Origin of the sequence: Micromonospora sp. NPDC018662, assembly GCF_044391475.1 — a bacterium.
In the GTDB taxonomy this organism is placed as follows: Bacteria; Actinomycetota; Actinomycetes; order Mycobacteriales; family Micromonosporaceae; genus Micromonospora.
In genome coordinates this window covers 267,017-287,209 of sequence record NZ_JBISAC010000008.1, presented here as the reverse complement: position 1 = coordinate 287,209, position 20,193 = coordinate 267,017, and the positions used below count along the sequence as shown (strand labels likewise).

Here is a 20,193-nt window from a genome sequence, read left to right as displayed (position 1 = left end):
GTGAATTCCTCCACTCCGACCTGCCCGTGGCCGGCCGCCCGGTGCGACGATCGCGGGGAACCCGGGGACCGCGTGCGCGGCCTCGAGGAAGGAGATTGTCATGGTGGAGTCCACAGCGACCGAGGTGACCGCCCTGTACGGCGGGCCGGCCACCCGGCGGATCCGCACCCGCGACCTGCTCGCCGCCAAGGAGCGCGGCGAGCGGTGGGCCATGCTCACCTCGTACGACCAGTACACCGCCTCGATCTTCGACCAGGCCGGCATCCCGGTGCTGCTGGTCGGCGACTCGGCCGCGAACAACGTCTTCGGCTACGAGACCACGCTGCCGGTGACCGCCGAGGAGCTGCTGCCGCTGGTCCGCGCCGTGGTGCGGGCCACGAAGCACGCGCTGGTCGTCGGCGACCTGCCGTTCGGCTCGTACGAGGAGGGGCCGGCGCAGGCGCTGCGGACCGCGGTGCGGTTCATGAAGGAGGGCGGCTGCCACGCGGTGAAGCTGGAGGGCGGCCGGCGCTGCGCGGCGCAGATCGAGGCGATCGTCGGCGCCGGCATCCCGGTGATGGCGCACATCGGTTTCACTCCGCAGAGCGAGCACACGCTGGGCGGCTACCGGGTGCAGGGCCGGGGCGACACGGCCGAGGAGGTGCTCGCCGACGCGCGGGCGGTGGCCGAGGCGGGCGCGTTCGCGGTGGTGCTGGAGATGGTGCCCGGCGAGGTGGCCAAGCGGGTCACCGGCGAGCTGTCCATCCCGACCGTGGGCATCGGGGCCGGCCCGGACACCGACGGCCAGGTGCTGGTCTGGCAGGACATGGCCGGGTTGCGGGCCGGCCGGGCGCCACGTTTCGTCAAGCGCTACGCCGACCTGGCCGGCGCGCTGACCGACGCGACCCGCCGGTTCGCCGACGAGGTACGCACCGGCGAGTTCCCCGCCCCCGAACACACCTTCTGAGATGTAAGGCGGGGGCCCCGCTTAACGCATTCGGTAGAGGCGGGGCCCCCGCTTAACAGCCGACTGTTAACCGGGGCCCCCGCCTAACCGCGGGGGCGACGCCGCTCAGAGATCCGTGACCCGGATGCCGGCGTGCGCCTTGTAGCGCTTGTTGATCGCGATCAGGTTCGCGGTGAACGCCTCGATCTGGTGGGCGTTGCGCAGCCGGCCGGCGTAGATGCCGCGCATGCCGGGGATCCGCGCGGCCAGCGCGGCGACCACGCCCACCAGGTCGCGGTCCTCGGTGCAGATGAGCACGTCGAGGTCGATCCGGTCGACCTCCGGGTCGGCCAGCAGCGGCGCGCTGACGTGGTTGAACGCGGCGCAGACGCGGGAGTCGGGCAGCAGCGCGGCGGCCTGCTGCACGGCGCTGCCCTCGGCCACGGTGAGCGCGTACGGGCCCTGCTTGTCGAAGCCGAGCGGGTTGACGCAGTCCACCACGATCTTGCCGGCCAGCGGCTCGGCGAGCGCGGTGACGGTGGCGGCGTGCCCGTCCCACGGCACCGCGACGATCACCACGTCGCTGCGCCGGGCGACCTCGTCGTTGCCGGCGCCGGCGACCGTGGCGTCGGCCGGCACGCCGGGCAGCGCGGCGATCTCGGCGGCGGCCTCGGCGGCCCGGTCGGCCGCGCGGGAGCCGATCAGCACGGTCTGCCCGGCCCGGGCGAACCGGTAGGCGAGACCCCGCCCCTGGTCACCGGTGCCCCCGATGATGCCGACGGTGAGCCCGGAGACGTCGGGCAGCGTGGTCGCGTCGTAAGCCATGCGGCCATCCTCGCAAAGGGCGGCGCCGCGCCGCGCGTCGAGGCGCTGTGACAATGTCCCCGCGCGCGGGCGATCAACGGTCAGGCGCGCTCGAAGGCGACCTTCCGCTCGGTCGGGTCGGCGACGGTCAGCCGGACCCGCACGCGCTCGCCGAGCGGCAGCTCACCGGTGCAGCGGGCCCGCACCGGCGGCTCGTCCAGCGCGACCGTGCCGCCGGGCGGGCGACCGGGCCGGCCGTTGCCCGCCGGGCGTGGCTCGTCCACGTCCAGCACCGCCGCCTCGAACTCCTCCCCCACCCGGTGCGCCAGCAGCACCGCCTCGGCCAGCTCCACCGCGCCGCGGGTGGCCGCGCCGGCGGTCCGGTCGGTCGCCGCCATCACCTCCGGCAGCTTCGGCAACGCCTCGCGGACGTGCGCGGGCACCTCCCGGCCGTCGTGCAGGGCCAGGCAGACCTCGGTGGCGTACCGGTCGGCGAGCCGGCGCAGCGGCGCCGTGACGTGCGCGTACGCGGCGGCCACCCCGCCGTGCTCCGGCTGCTCGGGCACCGCGCCGTCGAAGGCGGTGTACGCGGCCCCGCGCATCAGCTCGGCCGCCTGGTCGACGAACGCGGCGGCCCGGGGCTGCGACGCGTCCAGCCCGGCCAGCACCTGACCGACCGACGTGCCGTCCGGCCAGGGCACGCCGAGCGGGCCGGCGGCCAGCCGCAGCCGGTCGACCGCCTCCGGCCGGGGGCGGGGCATCGTCCGCAGCAACCCGATCCCGCCGGCGAGCATGATGTCGGCGGCGGCCATGCCGGTCAGCAGCGAGATCTGCGCGTTGTGCTCCTCCATCGCGCCGGGGCCGCGCAGCACCAGCCGCCACCCGTCGCCGTCGGGCTCGACGTCCTGCTCGGGCAGCGGCAGGTTGATCGCGCCGCGGCGCAGCCCGCGCTCGGTGAGCAGCGCGCCGATCTCGGGCAGCAGCGCGATCGGCTCGGGCAGCCGGCCGGCGTCGGCGTCGCGCTGCACGCCGCCGTAGTCGAGCTTGGCGCGGCTGCGGACCCGGGCGCGTTCGAGCGTGACCGCGACGGTGCCGCCGTCGGCGTCGAGGTCGATGGTCCAGAGCACGGCGGCCCGGTCGACGTCGGGCAGCAGGCTGGCCGCGCCCTCGCTGAGCGTGTGCGGGTGCAGCGGCACGTTGCCGTCCGGCAGGTAGACCGTCTGGCCCCGGCGCCAGGTCTCCGCCTCCAGCTCACCACCGGGGCGGACGTGGGTGAGGACGTCCGCGATCGCGTACCGGACGCGGTAGCCGCCACCGGGCCGGCGGGCGAGGTGCATGGCCTGGTCGAGGTCGCGCGAGGTCGCCGGGTCGACCGTGACGAACGGGACGTCGGTCCGGTCGGCGACGGCCGGCAGCGGCGCCGCGGCCGCGGAGTCGGCCTCGCGCTGCGCCGCGGCCGGGAAGCTCTCGGGCAGTCCCAGCTCGCGGCGCAGCGCGCCGAAGTCGATGCGGGGCGCCAGTACGCGTCGGATCACCACGCGGTCAATCCTGACAGCGCCCCGCCCGTTCCGCTCACCGGCGCGGCGGGTGCCGCCGGTGAACGGGTCGAGATCAGCCGTCAGGCCCGGCGGGCCGGCGCCTTCCGGGCGGTGGTCTGGCGGGCGGTGGTGGTCTTGCGGGCCGGCGCCTTCTTGGCCGCCGTGGTCTTCTTCGCGGCGGTGGTGGTCTTGCGCGCCGTGGTGGTCTTGCGCGCGGGCGCCTTCTTGGCCGCCGCCTTGCCGGCCGTCGGCCGGGTGGAGGCGGTGGTCTTCTTCGCCGGCGCCTTCTTCGCGGCCGTGGTCTTCTTGGCGGCGGTGGTCTTCTTGGCCGCCGTGGTCTTCTTGGCGGCGGTGGTCTTCCTGGCCGGCGCCTTCTTCGCGACGGTGGTCCGCTTCGCGGTCGTGGTCTTCGTCGCCGCCGTGGTCTTCCGCGCCGCCGTGGTCTTCGCCGCCGTGGTCTTCTTCGCGACCGTCTTCTTCGCGGTGGCCTTCTTGGCGGGCGCGCTCTTGGCGGTGGTCCTGGAGGCGGGCGCCTTGCGCGCCGCCGACACGACCTTCTTGGCCGCCGCCTTCTTCGCGACCGCCTTCCTGGCCGGCGTCCGTCCGGCGCCGGCGCCCGAGGCGTTCGGCGACGCCTTGGTGACCGTCGTCGTCCTCTTCGCGGTCGTCCGTTTCGCGGCCGGGCGGGTGGCCTGCTGTGCTACGGCCATCTCGGTTCCCTTTCCTGGGGACGTGCTCTCGCCCTCGCGAGAGCACGGATCACCTCGACGCGGTCCATCCCGCGCCGTCTATCGGCCCTCCCCGGCCCAACGGGCGTCCTCGGCGTCCCACGCGTCGTTCCGCTCCCGCACCTGTTGCAGGGCGTTCTCCGCGTCGGCGGCTGAGGCGTACGGTCCGAGAACGTGCTTCGCGGGGCACACGTCGGCATCGGTCTCGACCCGGTGGTGTCGCGTGCACCAGTAGTAGTGCCCACCACTTCCGTCGTCGCTCATGCGATCACTGTGCACCGGGAACCGCCCGGCCGCCACCGGAACGCCACAAATAGTCGCCGCCTTCTCCACATTAGACGTGTTCGGGGCCGTTGCGGCGGGGAACGACGGAAGACCTCCGCCGGGTCCCGCAGGGCGTCAGGCGGGTGCCGCGACGGGCTCCGGACCGGGTGCCGCGACCCGGGCCGCCGCGACCGCGTACGCCACCGCGTAGGGCGTGCAGGCCAGGTAGAACATCGGCTCGACCCCCACCCGGTCGGTGATGAGGAACCGTTCCCACTCGGTCGGGCGGGGCAGCCCCCACGACGAGTCGGTCCAGCAGGTCAGCAGCCAGAGCGGCGCGGAGACCCGGTCCACCGCGTCCGGCGGCAGGTCGGCGGCGGCGGGGGCGGCGGCCGGAATCGTGGCGATCACCGTGAGGGCCACCGCCGCGTCGGCCGCGACCAGCGCGCCCAGCACCCCGACCAGCCAGGCCGCCCGGGTCCGCCCCCGCCGGGCCAGCGCCCCGGCGGCCCAGACGGCCGGCGCCAGCAGCGCCAGCCAGAGCAGCACGCCGGGCACCATCTCCGCCACGCCGCTCTCGCCCCGGCCGGCGAACAGGCCCAGCACCACCGCCGCCGTCGCGGCGATCGGCAGCACCACGCCGAGCGCCGTGGGCAGCGCCCCGACGCGTACGGTCCGCCGCGCGCCCCGGGTCACGGCGCACGCGAGCAGCACCCCCAGCAGCGCGGTGCCGCCGGCCCAGACCGGTAACTGCGCCGCCGTGGCCCAGGCCAGGTGGCCAGCGAGCCACTCGTCGGTCAGGTTCATCACCGTCGCGGCGAGCACGAGGGCGACGAGGCAGGCCGGCGGCGCGAGCAGCAACACCCCGGCGGTACGCCACACGTCCCGGCGCGGTGCCGCCCGGTCGACCAGTGGCGGGGCCGACCGGCTGGTCGCCAGCCTGGTGGCGAAACGGAGCATCGTCCACCGCCGCCCGGTCCGGGCCAGCTCGTGCAGCTCGGCGGCCCACTCCCGGCCCAGCTCGGCCCGCGAGGCCGCCGGCCAGCGGCGTACCGCCGCGCGCAGCAGCAGCGCGGCCACCCGCCGGGTCACCACGCCGGGGCTCCGGCCGGCCCGACGCCGCCGACGTGCGGACGCTCCCCGGGTGCCAGCGCGCGCAGTTCGGCCAGGGCCAGCCGGGCCGCGCCGATCCCGTCGATGGTGAGGCGGTAGTAGCGGCGGGCGGGCCGGCCGGCCGCGACCGGGTCGACGTCCTCCCACTCGGCGGTGAGCCAGCCGACCGCCCGGAGGCGGTGCAGCACCGGGTAGAGCGTCCCGCTGGGCAGGCCGGTGAGGCGCATCAGGTCGAGGCCGTAGCGCGGCTCGTCGGGCGCGGCGAGCAACGCCGAGAGCACCTTCACCACCGGGATGGTCAGTCGCACCGCCGTACTGTATCGCTTCTCTACATAGGTCGGGGCCCGCATCAATGCTCGGCGACATCTAGCAGGTGGGTCCACGATCGACCATCGGCCGGTGAGTCCCATTTACGGGACCAGCGGTCGGCCGGGGGTGGACCGCACAGGTGGATCACCGGCCGGGCAGGTGGCAGGCCGGACCTCCCTGTGGAAGCCTTCGACGAAGCATATTCACGGGAGGCGCCGGCTGTCAGCCCGCACGACACCCCGAGCGGAGACCGGCCCACCCGGCCAACACCCTGGGGGGAACACCGTGGGCAACCTCGACGTCGCGTTGAAGAACGCGATGAGCATCGACGGCGCGATCGGAGCCGCGCTCGTCGACTACACCAGCGGCATGACACTCGGCGTGGCCGGCGGCACCGGTGAGATCGACCTGACGGTCGCCGCCGCCGGCAACACCGACGTGGTCCGCGCCAAGCTGCGCACCATCGAGATGCTGAAGCTCGACGACGAGATCGAGGACATCCTCATCACGCTCGGCAGCCAATACCACCTGATCCGGCCGCTGAGCAACCGCACCGGCAAGGGCCTGTTCCTCTACCTCATGGTGAGCAAGAGCCGGGCCAACCTGGCGATGGCCCGGCATCAACTGCGCACGATCGAGGAGAGCCTGGAACTGTGAGCCGGGTGGAAAATCTCCCCCGCCGTACGCCGGCCGCGGCCGGGACGCTGCCACCGGCGCGGCGGCTGCCGCCGTCGCTGGCCGGCAACCCGGCGCTGCCGTACCCGGCCATCGGCCAGGAACTGTCCTCGCTGCGACTGCAGATCCCCGGCGTGCACGGCTGCGTCCTCGGCGGCGTCGACGGCCTGCTCATCACGCACAACCTGCAGAACGACGCCAACCCGGACGACCTGGCGGCACTCGCCGCCACCATGTTCGGGCTGGGCCGGCAGGTCGGGTTCCGGCTGGGCCAGGGCGACTTCCAGCAGTCCACGGTGCGCAACGAGCACGGCTACCTCAGCGTGTACGCGGTCAGCCCGCAGGCGCTGCTCGCCGTGGTCGGCACGGACAGCATCAACGTGGCCCGCCTGCACCTGCACGCCCCGACCGTCGCGGCCCGCCTCGCCGACCTGCTCGACGGCGTCACCCCGACCACGCCCTGACCGACCGACCCGGTCGCGCCGGCCCCCGAGGCTCGGCGCGACCGGGTCGTCGCGTCACCGGCGGACGTCCCGCGGTCCTACGCGGCCGTCTTGACGAGCCGCTCGACGAGCAGCGCCGCTCCCACGAGGACCATGGCCGCGCCGGCGACGTCGGTCGTGATCCGGGCGACGCGGGGTCGCACCCCGAGTATGCGATCGGCGGCGTAACCGAGCGGGAGGTAGAAGAGGGCGACGATGAGCACGAAGATGCCGCCGAGGGCCGCGAGCTGCACCGGCAGGGGCCATCCGCCGGTGCCCACGGTGAACTGCGGCAGGACCGACAGGAAGATCAGGAGGCCCTTGGGGTTCAAGGCGCTCACGCCGACCCCTCGGGTGAAGCAGCGGGCCGGGGACGACGCGGGCGCGGTGTGCGCGTCGACGTCGCCGATGCGCCCGCTGCCGCGCAGGGTCCGGACGCCGAGGTGGATCAGGTAGGCGGCCCCGCCCACGGTGAGCCCGGTCAGGGCGAGGGGCAGGCTCGCGACCAGCGGACCGACGCCGACCGCGACCAGGAGCGTGATGAGCGCGTAGCCGGCCATGAGGCCACCCACGGCCGGCGCCACGACCCGGTCCCGGGTGCCGGCCGCGAGCACGAAGGCCCAGTCGGGACCGGGGACGACGATGAGGGCGAATGCGACGGCGGAGAACGCGAGCACGGCAGCGAGGTCCACGATTCCTCCCTCCTGCGAGGAAACCTACCGGCCGAGCAGCAGAATGTGTTTCCTTCTTTTGCGACGATGACCGCAGGTTGTGGAAGAATCTCGACGGTGGATGCGTTCGATCGGAAGATTCTTGCTGAGCTCCAGCAGGACGGGCGGCTGAGCCTGACCGACCTGGCGGCACGGATCGGGTTGACGGTGTCTCCGACGCATCGGCGGGTGCGCGACCTGGAGGCGTCCGGGGCGATAGTGGGCTACCGGGCGGTGGTGGACCCGAAGAAGCTGGGGTTGGGCTTCGAGGCCCTGGTGTTCGTCACCATGAGGCAGGAGGACCGGGCCACGCTGCTCGCCTTCGAGGAGCGCGTGGCAGCCGTCCCGAACGTCCTGCTGGCCCAGCGCCTGTTCGGTGACCCGGACTACCTGCTACGCGTACGGACAGCCGACCTGGACGCGTACGCGCGGCTCGAGGACGACGTGCTGTCGGCACTCCCCGGCGTCCAGCGGTTGAACTCCACGCTCGTGATGAAGAGCTTCGTGCTCGACCGGCCCTACCCCACCGACCTCGGTTAGTGCCCGAGGGCACTCAGTCGCCGAAGCGCGTGGTCCAGGCGGCCACGTCGGCGACTGTGGTGTTGCCGCCGCAGAGCACCAGGCCCAGCCGGGCGTCCGCGCCCACCCGGTCGCGTACCCGGCGGGCCGCCGGCAGCAGGCATCCGGCGGCCGGCTCGGCCCACACCTTCGCATGTTCGGCCAGCTCCACCGTGCCCCGCACCGCCTCGGCGTCGGAGACCACCAGCACGTCGCTGACCAGCGCAGTCACGTGATCGTAGGTGAGCTGTGAGACGGTCGGCGCGCTGAGCGTGGTGACGATCGACGACAGCGGCACCTCGACCGGCCCGCCCTGCGCGAGAGCCTGCGACATCGCCTGCGCGCCCTCGGTCTCCACGCCCCAGACCCGTACCCCCGGCCGGCGGGCCCGCAGGGCCGCGGCCACCCCGGAGATCAGCGCCCCGCCACCGACGCTGACCAGCACGTCGGTCAGCTCACCGGCGTCGTCGGCGAACTCCGACCCGACCGTGCCCTGCCCGGCGAGCACCACCGGGTCGTCGAACGGGTGCAGCAGCGTGCGACCGTCCTCCCGCAACCGCGACATGAGCGCGAACGCGGCGGCCATGTCGTCGGTCAGGCGGACGTCGGCACCGGCCGCGCGTGCCACCTCGACCGCCCGCGCCGGCGCCGTCCGGGGCATCACCACTGTCGCCGCCACGCCCAGCGTGCCGGCCATCACCGCCACCGCGATGCCGTGGTTACCGCCGCTGACCGCCACCACCCCGGCCGCCCGCTCGGCCTCGTCCAGCGCGAGCAGCTTCGCCGCCGCACCCCGGGCCTTGAACGATCCGGTACGTTGCAACAGCTCCAGCTTCGCCGTGACCGGCACGCCGAGCAGCTCGGACAGACCGGGGCTGGGCACGGTGGGCGTGTGGACCACATGACCGGCGATCCGGTCGGCGGCCGCCTCGATGTCCGCAAGTTCGATCATCACCGCAGCGTGCCACAACCCCTCGGTCCAGGACGGGCGAGCCGTCCCGGTGGCCCTGGGCGGCGGGACGCCGGTCGGTCGCCTAGGCTGCGCGCATGTCGTTGCCGGTGGCCGGTGGTGCCGTGGCGCGGTGCGGGGCGGTCGCCCTCGCCACCCTCCCGGCGGGACGGTGAGCGCGATGTCCGAACCCGGGTCCGCGCTGCCGTGGGGCATGCTGCACACCATCGGCGTGGTGAGCACGACGCCGAGCATGACCCGCGCCGCCGAGCTGTTACGGGTCTCGCAGCCGGCGCTGAGCCGACGGGTGAACGCCGCCGAACAACTCGCCGGCGCCGACCTGTTCGACCGTACCGGCAGCGGGGTGCAGGTCACCGCCGCCGGTCGGACGCTGGCCGACGCCGCTCGGCGCATGGCGGGCCCGCTGCGGGCCGCCACCGTTCCCCCGGTCGCCGGCCCGCCGGAGTGCGCCTTCGCCACCTACGTGACCTCGCTCGGCGAGCTGGTGCGGTGGTTCTCGCAGCGCTGGCCGACGAGTCGGTGGCACGGTGCCGAACTCCGGCCGGACCTCGCGATGGCCGACCTGTCGCGGGGTGCCCTCGACGTCTTCCTCGGGGTGCACACGCTGCACCACGCGCCGGTTGCCGCATCGGTACGGCGGCACGTGGCCGTCCGCGATCCCCTGCGGCTGGCGATGAGCACCCGGCATCCGCTCGCCCGGAACCCGGTGCTGACACTCGCCGAACTCCGGCACGAGCCCTGGCTGACCAGCAACGACCCGGCGGTCGAGCAACTCCTGGTCGAGGCGTGCCGAGGCTACGGCTTCCACCCTCGGATCGCGTACCGGACCGACCGCACCCGGAGCATCCGCGACCTGGTGGCGGGCGGGCACGCGGTGACGCTCTGCGTGCCGGTCGCGCGCACCGACGACGAGGTGGTGGTCCGCCCGGTGACCGGCCTGCCCAGCCTGGACCTGGTGGTGGCCTGGAATCCCGACCGGCTCTCCGCCGCACTCGCCGACCAGTTCTGCGGCGTCCTCATCGGCTGGTACCTCTACCGCGCGTGGTCCGTGTCGCCCTTCCGGTCCTGGTTGGACGCGCACCACGCCGAGGTGTTCAGCGGTGCGACGATAGACGTCGACGAAACCGGCGACCCCGCCCCGGCCCGCGACGTCATCGACTGGAACGACCTCCAGGCCGCCTTCGAGATGCTGCGCACCGGCTCGGCCCCGCAGGCCGCCACCCGGCTGGGCTGCTCGCCGAGCACCGTGCAACGACGCCTCCACCGGCTGGAGCGCCAGCTGGGCGGCACGCTGCTGGAGCGGTCCGCCGAGGGCCGGCCGGAGCCGACCGTACGAGGCTTCCTGCTGCTGCACCACCTCTACCGGGCGCAGGCGGCGCGCGATGCGGAACTGACCGCCGGGACGCCGCTGATCTCCAACAACACATAGCCGCAGCTAACATTGTCTTAGCCTTGGCGGAATGGCTTTTCCGGAGCGGAAAAGCCGGATCCTCGCTTCGCGCGATTCACCTCTGGTTGCTAACGTCCGATCTCGTTGAGCGTTCGTCGTCAATGTGACGGCGAGCAATTGTCCACGCTCCGAAGTGGCTCGCGAACTGGAGGTAAGACGTATGCGACAACGCGTTCCCCGCCGGATGGGAGCAATGCTGCGGCACGGACTCGCCGCCCTGGCCGTGCTCGGCCTGACCCTCGTCGGCACCGTCGCCGGCAACGCCGAACCCGCCCGCGCCGACTCGACTGTCGTCTGCGCCAACGCCGGGGTGCCGGCCGGCTACGTGGTCACCGGCGTCGGGATCAACCAGTGCGCCGGCTACCACCGGCTGGCGATCACCAACGACCTCTACGACGGCATCCCCGTCTGCAGCCTGTGGGGCATCCCCGGGGGCTGGTACGCCACCGGCGGCGCCGCCAACGACGCCACCTGCGGATACAGCAACCGTTTCCAGATCAGGGCCGGCCTCTACGACGGCATCTCCGTCTGCGCGGCGACCGGCATTCCCGGCGGCTGGATCGCCACCGGCGCCCGCTCCAACGACCCGAACTGCGCGAACCTCAACCGCTACCAGATCACCTCCAGCCTCTACGACGGCATCTCCATGTGCGCGGCGTCCGACGTCCCCGGCGGCTGGGTCGTCACGCAGGTGCTGGCCAACGACCCGAACTGCGCATACCTCAACCGGTACGTCATTCGACGGCTCTGATCCCGGTTCGCCCTCCAGCGGAATCCCATTCCGCGCAGTCAGCATCCCGCACCCGAGAAAGGCAGCAGACAATGGACAGAAGACACCTCAGAACGTGGGCGACGACGACCCGGAACGGCGCGGTGGCACTGGCCGTCACGGTGGCCGGAGTGGGCGCGTCCCTGGCGATCGGCAGCCCGGCACAGGCCGCGTCGACCTCCATCTGTGCGGTGGGCTCGATTCCCGCCGGATGGGTCGCCACCCTGGGCCGCTCCAACGACCCGAGCTGCGGCTACCTGAACCGTTGGCAGATCACCAACGAGATCTACCCCGGCATGAGCATGTGCGCGGCGAGCAACGTGCCGGACGGCTGGTACGTGTCCCAGGTCTTGGCCAACGACCCCAACTGCGCCTACCTGAACAGGTTCACCATCTACCCGTACTGACCGGTGCGCGGCGGCGGCCGGCGCATGACGCCGGTCGCGGTCGCGGGGCACGGGCAGCGGCGCCACGTTCACCCGTGGCGCCGCTGCCGGAGGATCAGGAGCCGACCTGGCTCAGGGGACCGGCCAGGCTCGGGAAGTTACGGGTGCTCATGGCCTGGACACCCGCGGTGTGATCACCGTTGAACGGGGTGGTCGCGCCCGGGCAGCCGGCCGCCACCGCCTCCTGCGGCGAGTTGAACCAGAGGCCCAGGTGGTAGGTGTGGACCGGGCCGAACGGCGGGTTGGTCGTCGCGTCGAGGCCAGGATGGGTGTTCGGCGCGGGCCCACTGCCGGGCGCGACGGCGAACGTCTCGATGTTGAACCGCCCGATCACCGTCACCCGGGCGACGCCGTACTGATTGGACCGCATGTCGCTCTGGTACCACGACACCCCGAACGGCGCGTCGGGCAGTTGCAGGACGAACAGATCGAAGTTGGTACGGGGTGGCAGGCCGGCGGCCCGGATCGTCAGGATCTCGTTGGGCCCTTCCGGGTGGACCCGTACGACGGCACGAGCGTTCGGAATGCAGTTGGCGGCCTCGGCGCCCTGCGAGCGGACCATCGCGAACGAGAAGGTGCGCCCATCCGCGCTGGCGGGATTCTTGACGACGCCCGCGGCGACGAGCGTGCTCACGGCGGCCACGGCGAGCACCGCCCCGACGGTCCTGGAACGGAACCTCATGATGTCCTCCATTCGCCGGGTCGATCACCCCCGTCCGCCAACTTTCGCCGGCTCGGGCCGGTGTGGCGGACGGTGCCCGGCAAGGGAGACGTTATGGCCCATCTATCGGCAACCGCGCGCAAAGACCGAGATCCGTCAATATGAGCGGTTTTCGGCAGGTGCCGCGTCAACCAGCGTCCCGGCCGATGACGGTACGACGGTGCGGTGGCGCCCGACCGGGCCGGAAGAGCTGGCCCTCGTCCGGGCGTCGGGATCGCCCGGGACTGGAACGTGCCGGCCTCCGGCGTCGGCTACGTGACCCGCTTCCACGTGCAGTCGGAGTTCCTCACGCGCTACCCGGTGCGCCAGGCCGGCGGGCAGACCATCAATTCGCGAGGTCAATTCCTTCTTGGTCATCGACGGCTCGAATGCATGGCTTGATAGACTGTTCCGACGCCATTTTCCCGGATGACGTGTTTACCGCGATTAAGGAGGTCCTTTTGCGGCAGGCGCAACGGCTGAAAGGCGTCCGGTACGACATCCGGGGCCCGGTGCTGCGGCGGGCGCAGGAGCTGGAAGCCGCCGGCCACCGGATCCTCAAGCTGAACCTGGGCAACCCGGCGCCGTGGGGGCTGGCCACGCCCGAGCCGATCGTCGCCGACGTGGTGCAGAACATCGTCGAGGCGCAGGGCTACAGCGACGCCCGGGGCATCTACTCGGCCCGGGTCGCCGTCGCCCAGCGCTACCAGAGCCTCGGCGTGACCGGCGTGCAGCCGGACGACGTGCTGCTCGGCAACGGGGTCTCCGAGCTGATCGTGATGGTGTTGCAGGCGCTGCTCGACTCCGGCGACGAGGTGCTGGTGCCCAGCCCCGACTACCCGCTCTGGACCGGCGCGGTGACCCTGTGCGGCGGGCAGGCGGTGCACTACCGCTGCGACGAGGGCGCCGGCTGGCAGCCCGACCTGGAGCACATGGCCTCCCGGATCACCGAACGCACCCGCGCCCTCGTGGTGATCAATCCGAACAACCCGACCGGCGCGGTGTATTCGGAACAAACCCTGCACGGCATGATCGAACTGGCCCGCCGGCACGGCCTGCTGATCTTCGCCGACGAGATCTACGACAAGATCGTGTACGACGGCGCCACGCACCACCCGCTCGCGGCGCTCGCCCCGGACGTGCCGGTGGTCAGCATGGGCGGCCTGTCGAAGGTCTACCGGGCCGCCGGTTTCCGCTCCGGCTGGCTCGCCACCAGCGGTTTCACCGGCACCGACACCGATTACCTGGACGGGCTGCAACTGCTGGCCAACCTCCGGGTCTGCCCGAACGTGCCGGCCCAGCACGCCATCCAGACCGCACTCGGCGGATACCAGAGCATCGACGAGCTGATCCGCCCCGGCGGTCGCCTGCTGGAACAGCGCGACCACGCCTGGCGCGAACTCGTCTCGATCCCCGGCGTCGACTGCGTCAAGCCGGCCGGCGCGCTCTACCTCTTCGCCCGCCTCGACCCGGCCGTCCACAAGATCCACGACGACGAGAAGCTGGTGATCGACCTGCTGGAGCAACAGCATCTGTTGATCTCGCACGGCAGCGGCTTCAACATCGACACCCCGGATCATCTGCGCCTGGTCTTCCTGGCGCCGACCGACGTGCTCGACGACGCGGTCGGCCGCATCCGAACCTTCCTGGCCACCTACCGGCAGTAGGAGAAGTCGGAGCGCAAGTCGTCGGTGGTCACACGGACGGGTCCCAGGCGGCGAGCTGATCGAAGATGGAACGGTCGCCTTCGAACGTCAGCGCCTCCAGCGGTATGCGGCCGTAGAAGAACAGGACCAGGTCGCTTGCCGTACCCCGGGCGGAGGCGTCGGCCGTCTCGGGATCCTCGCCGGCAGCGGGCGTGACGCGGGCGACCTGTGCCCCGTCGCGGGAAAGCCGAAGGCGCCAGGAGCGGCCCTCGGTGGCGTGGTAGTCGACGATGGCGGGGTGGTGTGGCCAGGCGACCGTGGTCGCACAGAGGGTGAACTGGCAGTCGTCGAAACCGTCGAGGGCGACCTCGTCCGGTAGCGGCTGCGGGGCACCCAGGGTGAGCTGGACGTCGTAGGTGTACACCGCGATCTCGGGGACCTGTCGACGCGCCCAGGCACCAGAGGTCTGCGGCGACGGCGAGTCGTCCCACCACGTCCAGCAACGGCGATCCGGACCGGCCTCACGCAGTGCGCTCGTCAGTTGCTCGACGGACTCGGTCCACCAGGCCAGCAGTGCCTCGCGTTCCCGAGGCGCACCCGTGCCGTCGTCCCAAGCCGACTTCTCCGGGGGCGCGTCTGCCGGCCCGGCGGCGACGATGGCGGCCGATTTGCGGCGGGCCAGGCCCACGTGGTGCACGAGATCGACCAGCGTCCGCTCGGGATGGGTCGGAACCTGCAGGTCGAGACTGGGTGCCGCGGCGACCGCGGCGCGGAAGGCGGTCGACCGTTCGTCGATCAGCCGCAGATGGTCAGAGAACGTGAGAATGTTGCGCACCCGGCTTTCTACCACTGGGCCCCGACGACCGGACAGCGAATTTCGCAGGCTCCACCGGCGGGCCTCGGCCGACAAGTGCGCCACCACTTCTTCCTTTGCGGCGCCGTACTGGGCTCGGCTGTAGGGGTACAGCTCGGCTGCACGCCGCTTTGCCGCCTCGTAGCGACGGGCAGCGTCGGGGGTGGCCGCGAGGTAGGCGCGAAGGACGCGGTTCGCTTCCGGCACCAGCGACGTGACGCCGAAGACGTGCAGGTGGTGGCTTCGAATGCCGGCGGTGTCCTTCGCGAAGAACAAGTGGTCATTGTCCTCAGAAAAAGCCGTCGGACGATAGACGTACTCGAGCTGTTCAAGTACCCGGAGGTCAGTGACAACCGCATCAACCTCGGGTACTACCACCATGATGTCAATGATGGGTTTGGCCGCCAGTCCAGGAACGCTGGTCGACCCAAAGTGCTCGACGCTCAGCGCCATAGGCAACACCTCAGACAACAGCCGTTGTTCGACCCTGAATAGCTTCAACCAGGCCGGATCGTAGGGCACCACTTCGACTACAGGCTTAGCGTCCTTCACGTCGCCACCGTAGTGAACGAGGGTTCCTGGAAAAGATCATCGATGGCACGCCGGGTGCGTTCCTCGCTGGCCGGCATCAGGTGGGTACAGACCCGGAGCGTGAAGCCGGGGTCGGAGTGCCCGAGGGACGAAGCGAGGCCAACTGAGCCAGCACTCAGGCCGTCCCGGGCCGCCAAACGCCACCCAACGATGACCAAGCTCAACCAACAGCACCGGATAAACGGCCAGCTCAGAGCCTTGACCACGGCTCTGAGCTGGTGGGCGACGGACGAGTCGACCTGTACGCCGGATTGTGAAGGTTGCACGTACTCTGAGCAGGCGTTTTACCCTTCCGACACCCTCTCAGGCCGTCGCCAGGCCGTCTGGCGAAATTTCGGAAGCCTCGACGACCGCACGTCCGCCGGGGTCACAAGCCGACCGGATCACGCCCAACTATCTGGATGCCGCCGGACCCAGGAGATCCACGGAGACGAGGAAGACGGCCGTTCCGTCCTCGGCCGTTACGCCGTCAGGCTCGGTCGAGACCAGGACCAACGGCACCGACGAGGCGTCAGGCATGTCGCGGAACTCCTTGACGACGCACCGCACCGCAGCTGGCGTCGGCAACGTCGACTCGGGGTCGAGGTCGCCACCGAAGATGGGCGCCTTGTCGACGAGCGACCATGCACGACCCTGCGCATCGGTGAACACGACCCGCACCACGGCCGGGAAAGAGGTCCGGTCCATGCACTCGACCGCTTCGCAGGAAAGCTCGACGTGATCACCAGGTCGGAGGGCGGGTCGGTCCATCTGTTCGCATCCTGCCTGTCGACGTATCTCGGGTCATGGCGCTTTGGGATCTACGATGCCGCGAACAGATCATCGATCGCGCGGCGGGTGCGTTCTTCGCTGGCCGGCATCAGGTGGGTGTAGACCCGGAGCGTGAAGCCGGGGTCGGCGTGGCCGAGGTACGACGCCAGGGCCTTGATGCTCTCCCCCGCGTCCAGCAGCGACGAGGCGTAGAAGTGGCGCAGCGCGTGCATGCCGGTGGCCCGGGTCGGGGTGATGCCGGCCGCGCGTACGGCGGGACGCCAACTCTTGTCGTCGAAGGTGTGCCGGTTGATCGCACCCCGGCGGGTGGTGGTGAACAGCAGCGGCACCGTCACCCGCTCCTCGTCGGCCGGGTTCTCCCACGGCAGGGTGAGCGACACGGGCGGGAAGTCGTCGATGTGCTGGCGCAGCACCAGGGCGACGGAGTCGGGCAGCGGTATCCGGCGGTCCCGGTCGTTCTTGGGCAGGCCGAAGACTAGCCCGGGAGCGGACGAGCTTGACCTGACGCGTGATGTGCACCCATCGGGCGTCGAGGTCGATGTCGTCGACGCCGAGCCCGAGGATTTCGCCCTGCCGCAGACCGCAGCCGGCGCCCAAGTCGACCATCGCCCGGTACCGCTGGGCGAGGCCACCGCGGATTGCCGAAACCTGGTCGTAGCGCAGCGGCACCACCCGGCGCTGCACCGGTCGCGGCGGGGTGATCGACTTTGCCGAACACGGGTTCTTCGCGATGCGTTCGTCGTCGACAGCCGCGCCGAGGATGGTCCGCAGGTGCGCGAAGATCACGGCCCGGGTCGCCGGAGCCAGCTTGCCGACCAACGCGGCGTCCCACTCCCGGATGTGGCCCGGCTTGATCGCCCCCAGTTGCCGAGAGCCGAAGAACGGCAACAGGTACTTGCCTACCCGATGCTCCGTGACCTCCAACGTCGACTCATCGAAGGAACGAGTGCGGAGCCAGGATTCGGCGTACTCGGCGAAAGGTGATCCGGCCGGCGGACGGGTCGACGTAGGAGCCGCGCAGCTTGTCCGTCTCGGTGGAGACCAGGAAGGCGTCAGCGTCGCGCTTGGCCCGGTCCGGGAAGGACTGGCTGCGTTCCTTCCCGTCCGGGCCGATGTAGCGGACCCGGTAGCGCATCCCCGTGCCGAACAGGGCCGACTTGATTCGCTCCTTCCGGCCGCCGGGATGCCGGATCACCTTGTACCAGCGGTCTTCGACGTGCCCCATCAGGCTGCCGCCTGCTCACGTACCCAGGCCCGGACGGCTTCCGGTTCGTAGCGCAGGTGTCGGCCGACCCTGGCCGCCGGCGGACCGTACTTGACCTTGCGCCAGCGGTACAGCGTTTCCTGCGGTACCCGGAGGTACGTCGACACGTCCTGAACCGTCCACAGCTCGTCCTTGGCCATTACAGCCCCTCCCCCGTCTTGTCGTCCGCTTCCGTCGTCGAGCTGTCGTCGGGGAGCTGGGCCGCGCGGTCCTTGGCGGCGAGCAGTTCGGAGCGCCAGCGGGCGCGTTCGCTGATCGACCGCAGCAGCCGGTGAGCCATCGCCGGCACGTCGGGATCATCGGGCCGGGCGAGTTCCCAGGCGTGGCGGACAGGTTCGACGGTGGCGCCCTGGTCGTCGACGCCATCGAGGCCGACGGTGACGCCGAGCAGCGCCCGCACCCAGGCCCGCACGTCGTGCTTGTGGTCACTGAGGGTCTTGCCGGACCAGTCGCGGGAGATGAGGATGCGCCGGCCGCCGATGCCGAGGGTGTCGCGCTGGTGGACCTTGCCCTTGCAGCGGCCCGGCTTGAGCTTCGCGTGTGCCTTCTTCGGTGCGACGCCGTACAGCAGCCAGTTCGCGCAGCGGTCGGTGCAGGGGGTCACGCGCAGTTCCCGCCACAGCCGGTCCAGGTGCGCCCGCTGCCGGTCGGTGGTCGCCTTGTGGACGTCGCCGGTGTGCTTGGTGATGTACTTCGTGACGTACCGGATGGTCCGTTCCGCGTCGGCGGTGCCGGGCATGACGCCGCGGGCGTCGACCTGGGCGCCGAAGCGGACCACGTGCACCGGTTCCGCGTCCGGGTCGGCGTCGATGGCGTCGAGGGCTTCCGTCCAGGTGGTCAACGGCTGGCGGGTGTCCGGGTCGACCCACGCCGAGGCGTCCTCGTCCCACACCGGAGGCCGGTCGACGGTGTACCGCGCGACGTCGACCGCCGGCCACCACACTTGGTGATAGGTCGCCGCCGCGACGGTGCGCAGGATGTCGCGGGGAATGGTGCCCCGGATGGCGAAGTGCGCGTGTGGGGCGAGTCGGCGTTGCGGCTCGACGCAGCCGGCGTACTGGACGTTCCAGCCCTCACACCGCCGCAGGTTCTGCCAGAACCGATCGAGCAGCCGAGGGAAGTGCACCGCGTCCCACGCGGCCCGGCGGTAGTCGTACCGGTCGGGGTTGAGCGGCGTGCCGTCGGGACGGACCGGGCCGTACGAGTCGAGGGTGAGCGTCAGCCACATCGACGGCCGGTAGGTAGCCCCGTCCGACGCGGTGTACGTCCTGCCGACCGTGCGCGCCTCCACCTTGCGGCGAGGCAGTTCCGGGGCGTCCTGACGCCGCCGGGTGGACCGCTTGCGACGCGGGCCGGCGTCGTCGTCGCCCTGGTCCTCATCGCCGGTCGCGTGCGGCGGGGCGACCCGTCCCCGGAGCCCTTCGGCCGCGATCGCCTCTTCCACTTCGCGGATCGCCTCGTCGAGGTCTTCCACCTGGCCCCACTGGCACGCCCGGGACGCCTCGTCACGCGAGAACTCCAGGTGTGCGCGGAAGAGGATCAGGGATTCCTGTTCCTCGGTCGCTGGCTCCGGGGGCGGTAGCGGTTCGTCGTCGCGGTGCCAGCCCTCCCGAATCTGGGCCTGCCGCAGCCGGCGGTTCTTCTTCGCGCACGGGGCGCACTTGTCCTCCCGGGTCGCCCCGCAGGGCAGGTCGATGACCTCGGTCCGGCCGGTGTCGAGATCCGTGCGGCGCATCGCGAGGGGGCGCACGCACACGCCGTACTCGGCGGCGATCTCCTTGAGCACGTCCACCGAGCGGGGTAGCGCCATGCGGGCCGCCCGCGACCCCGGCCGAGGAGCAGCAGCCGGGGTCGGGGCGGTCGGCGCGAGGCCGGGCAGGGTGGGCGCGGTCATCGGATGATCCCGACGACGTGCGGCCGGTTGGACTGGACAGCGCGCGGAGGCAGCACCGCCGGGACGACGGGCGACGCCGGCACGGTCGGGCGGACCGGTTCGACCTCGGTGGCTTCCGACGGCTCTTCGTACCGGTACGCGTCGGGCTGGTCCGGCTCGACAGCCGGCGGCGTGACCGGGGCGTTGGACAGGACGACCTTGACCAGGGCGAGGAAGGCCAGCGACGGCACCGCCGCCACGGTCCAGCCCCACACCGACGGTTCGGCTTCCGCGACCTGGGCGGCGAGGGACAGCACCGCGAACGCCACCAGGAGCGAGCCGACCAGGCCGACGGGTCGACCGGTGCGACGGCGGGCGCATAGTTCCAGGCCGAGGTAGATCGTCATCAGCTCGACCGCTACGGCGTTGGCCCAGCCGATCCAGTCGGGTTGGCCGTGGGCGACGGACAGGTCGTGGACGTGGGTGAATGCGGCGGCGCCGGCCATGGCGGCGATGGCGAGCAGGATCACCAGCCGTACGGCGGATTCGGTGCGCTCGGTCATCGCCACTCCTGCAACGGCTTCTCGCGGATGGTCAGGTCGATGCGGATGCGCCGGTCGGCCATGTCGGGGCGGCGGTTGACCATGTGCGCCAGGCCGTGCAGGGCGGCGGCGGTCTGGTCGGCGGGGCCCACCAGGCGGATGCGCAGCGGGCGACGGAGTCGGTTGACGATGCGGGTGAGGGTGGTCATCAC

25 protein-coding genes and 1 pseudogene are annotated in these 20,193 nt (G+C 71.8%); 9 read left to right on the top strand and 17 right to left on the bottom strand.

Annotated elements, in window-relative coordinates; translation table 11 throughout:
- The first annotated feature begins 100 nt into the window (after positions 1 to 100).
- Complete coding sequence (gene panB, locus ACH495_RS23350) at positions 101 to 946, top strand: 3-methyl-2-oxobutanoate hydroxymethyltransferase (protein WP_396859819.1); 846 nt, start codon at positions 101 to 103, stop codon at positions 944 to 946.
- A gap of 105 nt (positions 947 to 1,051) precedes the next feature.
- Here panB and npdG read toward each other — a convergent pair whose 3' ends face one another.
- The 6 genes from npdG to ACH495_RS23320 all read right to left on the bottom strand — a co-directional run bounded on the left by npdG (position 1,052) and on the right by ACH495_RS23320 (position 5,680).
- A complete protein-coding gene (npdG, locus tag ACH495_RS23345) occupies positions 1,052 to 1,750 on the bottom strand; it encodes an NADPH-dependent F420 reductase (protein WP_396859818.1) in 699 nt (232 codons plus the stop codon).
- Between the two features lie 80 nt (positions 1,751 to 1,830).
- A complete protein-coding gene (locus ACH495_RS23340; RefSeq protein ID WP_396859817.1) occupies positions 1,831 to 3,267 on the bottom strand; it encodes an RNB domain-containing ribonuclease in 1,437 nt (478 codons plus the stop codon).
- An 80-nt stretch (positions 3,268 to 3,347) separates the two neighbouring features.
- Positions 3,348 to 3,977 (bottom strand): histone, encoded by a 630-nt coding sequence (locus ACH495_RS23335; RefSeq protein ID WP_396859816.1) that lies wholly within the window; start codon positions 3,975 to 3,977, stop codon positions 3,348 to 3,350.
- A gap of 78 nt (positions 3,978 to 4,055) precedes the next feature.
- Positions 4,056 to 4,259 carry a hypothetical protein gene (locus ACH495_RS23330; protein ID WP_107161651.1) on the bottom strand — a complete coding sequence of 68 codons (204 nt, stop codon included), beginning with the start codon at positions 4,257 to 4,259 and terminating at the stop codon, positions 4,056 to 4,058.
- 135 nt (positions 4,260 to 4,394) lie between these two features.
- Positions 4,395 to 5,354: a hypothetical protein gene (locus ACH495_RS23325; protein WP_396859815.1), complete on the bottom strand. Its 960-nt coding sequence runs from the start codon at positions 5,352 to 5,354 to the stop codon at positions 4,395 to 4,397.
- Positions 5,348 to 5,680, bottom strand: a complete 333-nt coding sequence (locus ACH495_RS23320; RefSeq protein ID WP_396859814.1) for a PadR family transcriptional regulator — start codon at positions 5,678 to 5,680, stop codon at positions 5,348 to 5,350. Before ACH495_RS23320 ends, ACH495_RS23325 begins: the two co-directional genes overlap by 7 nt.
- Positions 5,681 to 5,966: 286 nt before the next feature.
- Between ACH495_RS23320 and ACH495_RS23315 the strand changes: the two genes are divergently transcribed.
- Together ACH495_RS23315 and ACH495_RS23310 are read left to right on the top strand one after the other, a co-directional pair.
- Complete coding sequence (locus ACH495_RS23315) at positions 5,967 to 6,338, top strand: hypothetical protein (RefSeq protein WP_396859813.1); 372 nt, start codon at positions 5,967 to 5,969, stop codon at positions 6,336 to 6,338.
- Positions 6,339 to 6,343: 5 nt separating this feature from the next.
- Positions 6,344 to 6,820, top strand: a complete 477-nt coding sequence (locus ACH495_RS23310) for a roadblock/LC7 domain-containing protein (protein WP_396859812.1) — start codon at positions 6,344 to 6,346, stop codon at positions 6,818 to 6,820.
- A 77-nt stretch (positions 6,821 to 6,897) separates the two neighbouring features.
- Here the strand turns inward: ACH495_RS23310 and ACH495_RS23305 are convergent, their stop codons facing one another.
- Positions 6,898 to 7,530 (bottom strand): LysE family translocator, encoded by a 633-nt coding sequence (locus tag ACH495_RS23305; protein WP_396859811.1) that lies wholly within the window; start codon positions 7,528 to 7,530, stop codon positions 6,898 to 6,900.
- A 96-nt stretch (positions 7,531 to 7,626) separates the two neighbouring features.
- On the opposite strand from ACH495_RS23305, the gene ACH495_RS23300 reads away from it, so the two are divergent.
- Positions 7,627 to 8,088, top strand: coding sequence for an Lrp/AsnC family transcriptional regulator (locus ACH495_RS23300; protein WP_396859810.1), 462 nt, complete (start codon positions 7,627 to 7,629; stop codon positions 8,086 to 8,088).
- Positions 8,089 to 8,101: 13 nt separating this feature from the next.
- Here ACH495_RS23300 and ACH495_RS23295 read toward each other — a convergent pair whose 3' ends face one another.
- Positions 8,102 to 9,058: a threonine/serine dehydratase gene (locus tag ACH495_RS23295; protein WP_396859809.1), complete on the bottom strand. Its 957-nt coding sequence runs from the start codon at positions 9,056 to 9,058 to the stop codon at positions 8,102 to 8,104.
- 178 nt (positions 9,059 to 9,236) lie between these two features.
- On the opposite strand from ACH495_RS23295, the gene ACH495_RS23290 reads away from it, so the two are divergent.
- The 3 genes from ACH495_RS23290 to ACH495_RS23280 all read left to right on the top strand — a co-directional run bounded on the left by ACH495_RS23290 (position 9,237) and on the right by ACH495_RS23280 (position 11,702).
- Positions 9,237 to 10,505 (top strand): LysR family transcriptional regulator, encoded by a 1,269-nt coding sequence (locus ACH495_RS23290; protein ID WP_396859808.1) that lies wholly within the window; start codon positions 9,237 to 9,239, stop codon positions 10,503 to 10,505.
- A 214-nt stretch (positions 10,506 to 10,719) separates the two neighbouring features.
- Positions 10,720 to 11,277 carry a hypothetical protein gene (locus tag ACH495_RS23285; protein ID WP_396859807.1) on the top strand — a complete coding sequence of 186 codons (558 nt, stop codon included), beginning with the start codon at positions 10,720 to 10,722 and terminating at the stop codon, positions 11,275 to 11,277.
- Between the two features lie 71 nt (positions 11,278 to 11,348).
- Entirely contained in the window at positions 11,349 to 11,702 is a 354-nt protein-coding gene (locus tag ACH495_RS23280; RefSeq protein ID WP_396859806.1) for a hypothetical protein, read from the top strand.
- 94 nt (positions 11,703 to 11,796) lie between these two features.
- On the opposite strand, the gene ACH495_RS23275 is transcribed toward ACH495_RS23280, so the two are convergent.
- Entirely contained in the window at positions 11,797 to 12,423 is a 627-nt protein-coding gene (locus ACH495_RS23275) for a hypothetical protein (RefSeq protein ID WP_396859805.1), read from the bottom strand.
- 199 nt (positions 12,424 to 12,622) lie between these two features.
- On the opposite strand from ACH495_RS23275, the pseudogene ACH495_RS23270 reads away from it, so the two are divergent.
- Both ACH495_RS23270 and ACH495_RS23265 read left to right on the top strand, forming a co-directional pair.
- Positions 12,623 to 12,789, top strand: a pseudogene (locus ACH495_RS23270) (ADP-ribosylation/crystallin J1); the annotation flags it as partial.
- 113 nt (positions 12,790 to 12,902) lie between these two features.
- The gene (locus tag ACH495_RS23265) at positions 12,903 to 14,108 is read left to right on the top strand and encodes a pyridoxal phosphate-dependent aminotransferase (protein WP_396859804.1); all 1,206 of its coding nucleotides are present in this window, start codon (positions 12,903 to 12,905) and stop codon (positions 14,106 to 14,108) included.
- A gap of 28 nt (positions 14,109 to 14,136) precedes the next feature.
- On the opposite strand, the gene ACH495_RS23260 is transcribed toward ACH495_RS23265, so the two are convergent.
- The 8 genes from ACH495_RS23260 to ACH495_RS23225 all read right to left on the bottom strand — a co-directional run bounded on the left by ACH495_RS23260 (position 14,137) and on the right by ACH495_RS23225 (position 20,190).
- On the bottom strand, positions 14,137 to 15,492 hold the full coding sequence (locus ACH495_RS23260) for a GrpB family protein (protein ID WP_396859803.1): 1,356 nt from the start codon (positions 15,490 to 15,492) through the stop codon (positions 14,137 to 14,139).
- A 432-nt stretch (positions 15,493 to 15,924) separates the two neighbouring features.
- Positions 15,925 to 16,281, bottom strand: a complete 357-nt coding sequence (locus ACH495_RS23255; RefSeq protein ID WP_396859802.1) for a hypothetical protein — start codon at positions 16,279 to 16,281, stop codon at positions 15,925 to 15,927.
- Positions 16,282 to 16,331: 50 nt separating this feature from the next.
- The gene (locus ACH495_RS23250) at positions 16,332 to 16,715 is read right to left on the bottom strand and encodes a tyrosine-type recombinase/integrase (protein ID WP_396859801.1); all 384 of its coding nucleotides are present in this window, start codon (positions 16,713 to 16,715) and stop codon (positions 16,332 to 16,334) included.
- Positions 16,716 to 17,233: 518 nt separating this feature from the next.
- Positions 17,234 to 17,527: a hypothetical protein gene (locus ACH495_RS23245; protein ID WP_396859800.1), complete on the bottom strand. Its 294-nt coding sequence runs from the start codon at positions 17,525 to 17,527 to the stop codon at positions 17,234 to 17,236.
- The gene (locus ACH495_RS23240) at positions 17,527 to 17,706 is read right to left on the bottom strand and encodes a helix-turn-helix domain-containing protein (RefSeq protein ID WP_396859799.1); all 180 of its coding nucleotides are present in this window, start codon (positions 17,704 to 17,706) and stop codon (positions 17,527 to 17,529) included. The genes ACH495_RS23245 and ACH495_RS23240 overlap by 1 nt, the downstream gene beginning before the upstream one ends.
- Positions 17,706 to 19,460: a replication initiator gene (locus ACH495_RS23235; protein ID WP_396859798.1), complete on the bottom strand. Its 1,755-nt coding sequence runs from the start codon at positions 19,458 to 19,460 to the stop codon at positions 17,706 to 17,708. Before ACH495_RS23235 ends, ACH495_RS23240 begins: the two co-directional genes overlap by 1 nt.
- Positions 19,457 to 20,002, bottom strand: coding sequence for a DUF2637 domain-containing protein (locus ACH495_RS23230; RefSeq protein WP_396859797.1), 546 nt, complete (start codon positions 20,000 to 20,002; stop codon positions 19,457 to 19,459). Before ACH495_RS23230 ends, ACH495_RS23235 begins: the two co-directional genes overlap by 4 nt.
- Entirely contained in the window at positions 19,999 to 20,190 is a 192-nt protein-coding gene (locus ACH495_RS23225; protein ID WP_184687099.1) for a hypothetical protein, read from the bottom strand. Before ACH495_RS23225 ends, ACH495_RS23230 begins: the two co-directional genes overlap by 4 nt.
- Positions 20,191 to 20,193 lie beyond the last annotated feature (3 nt).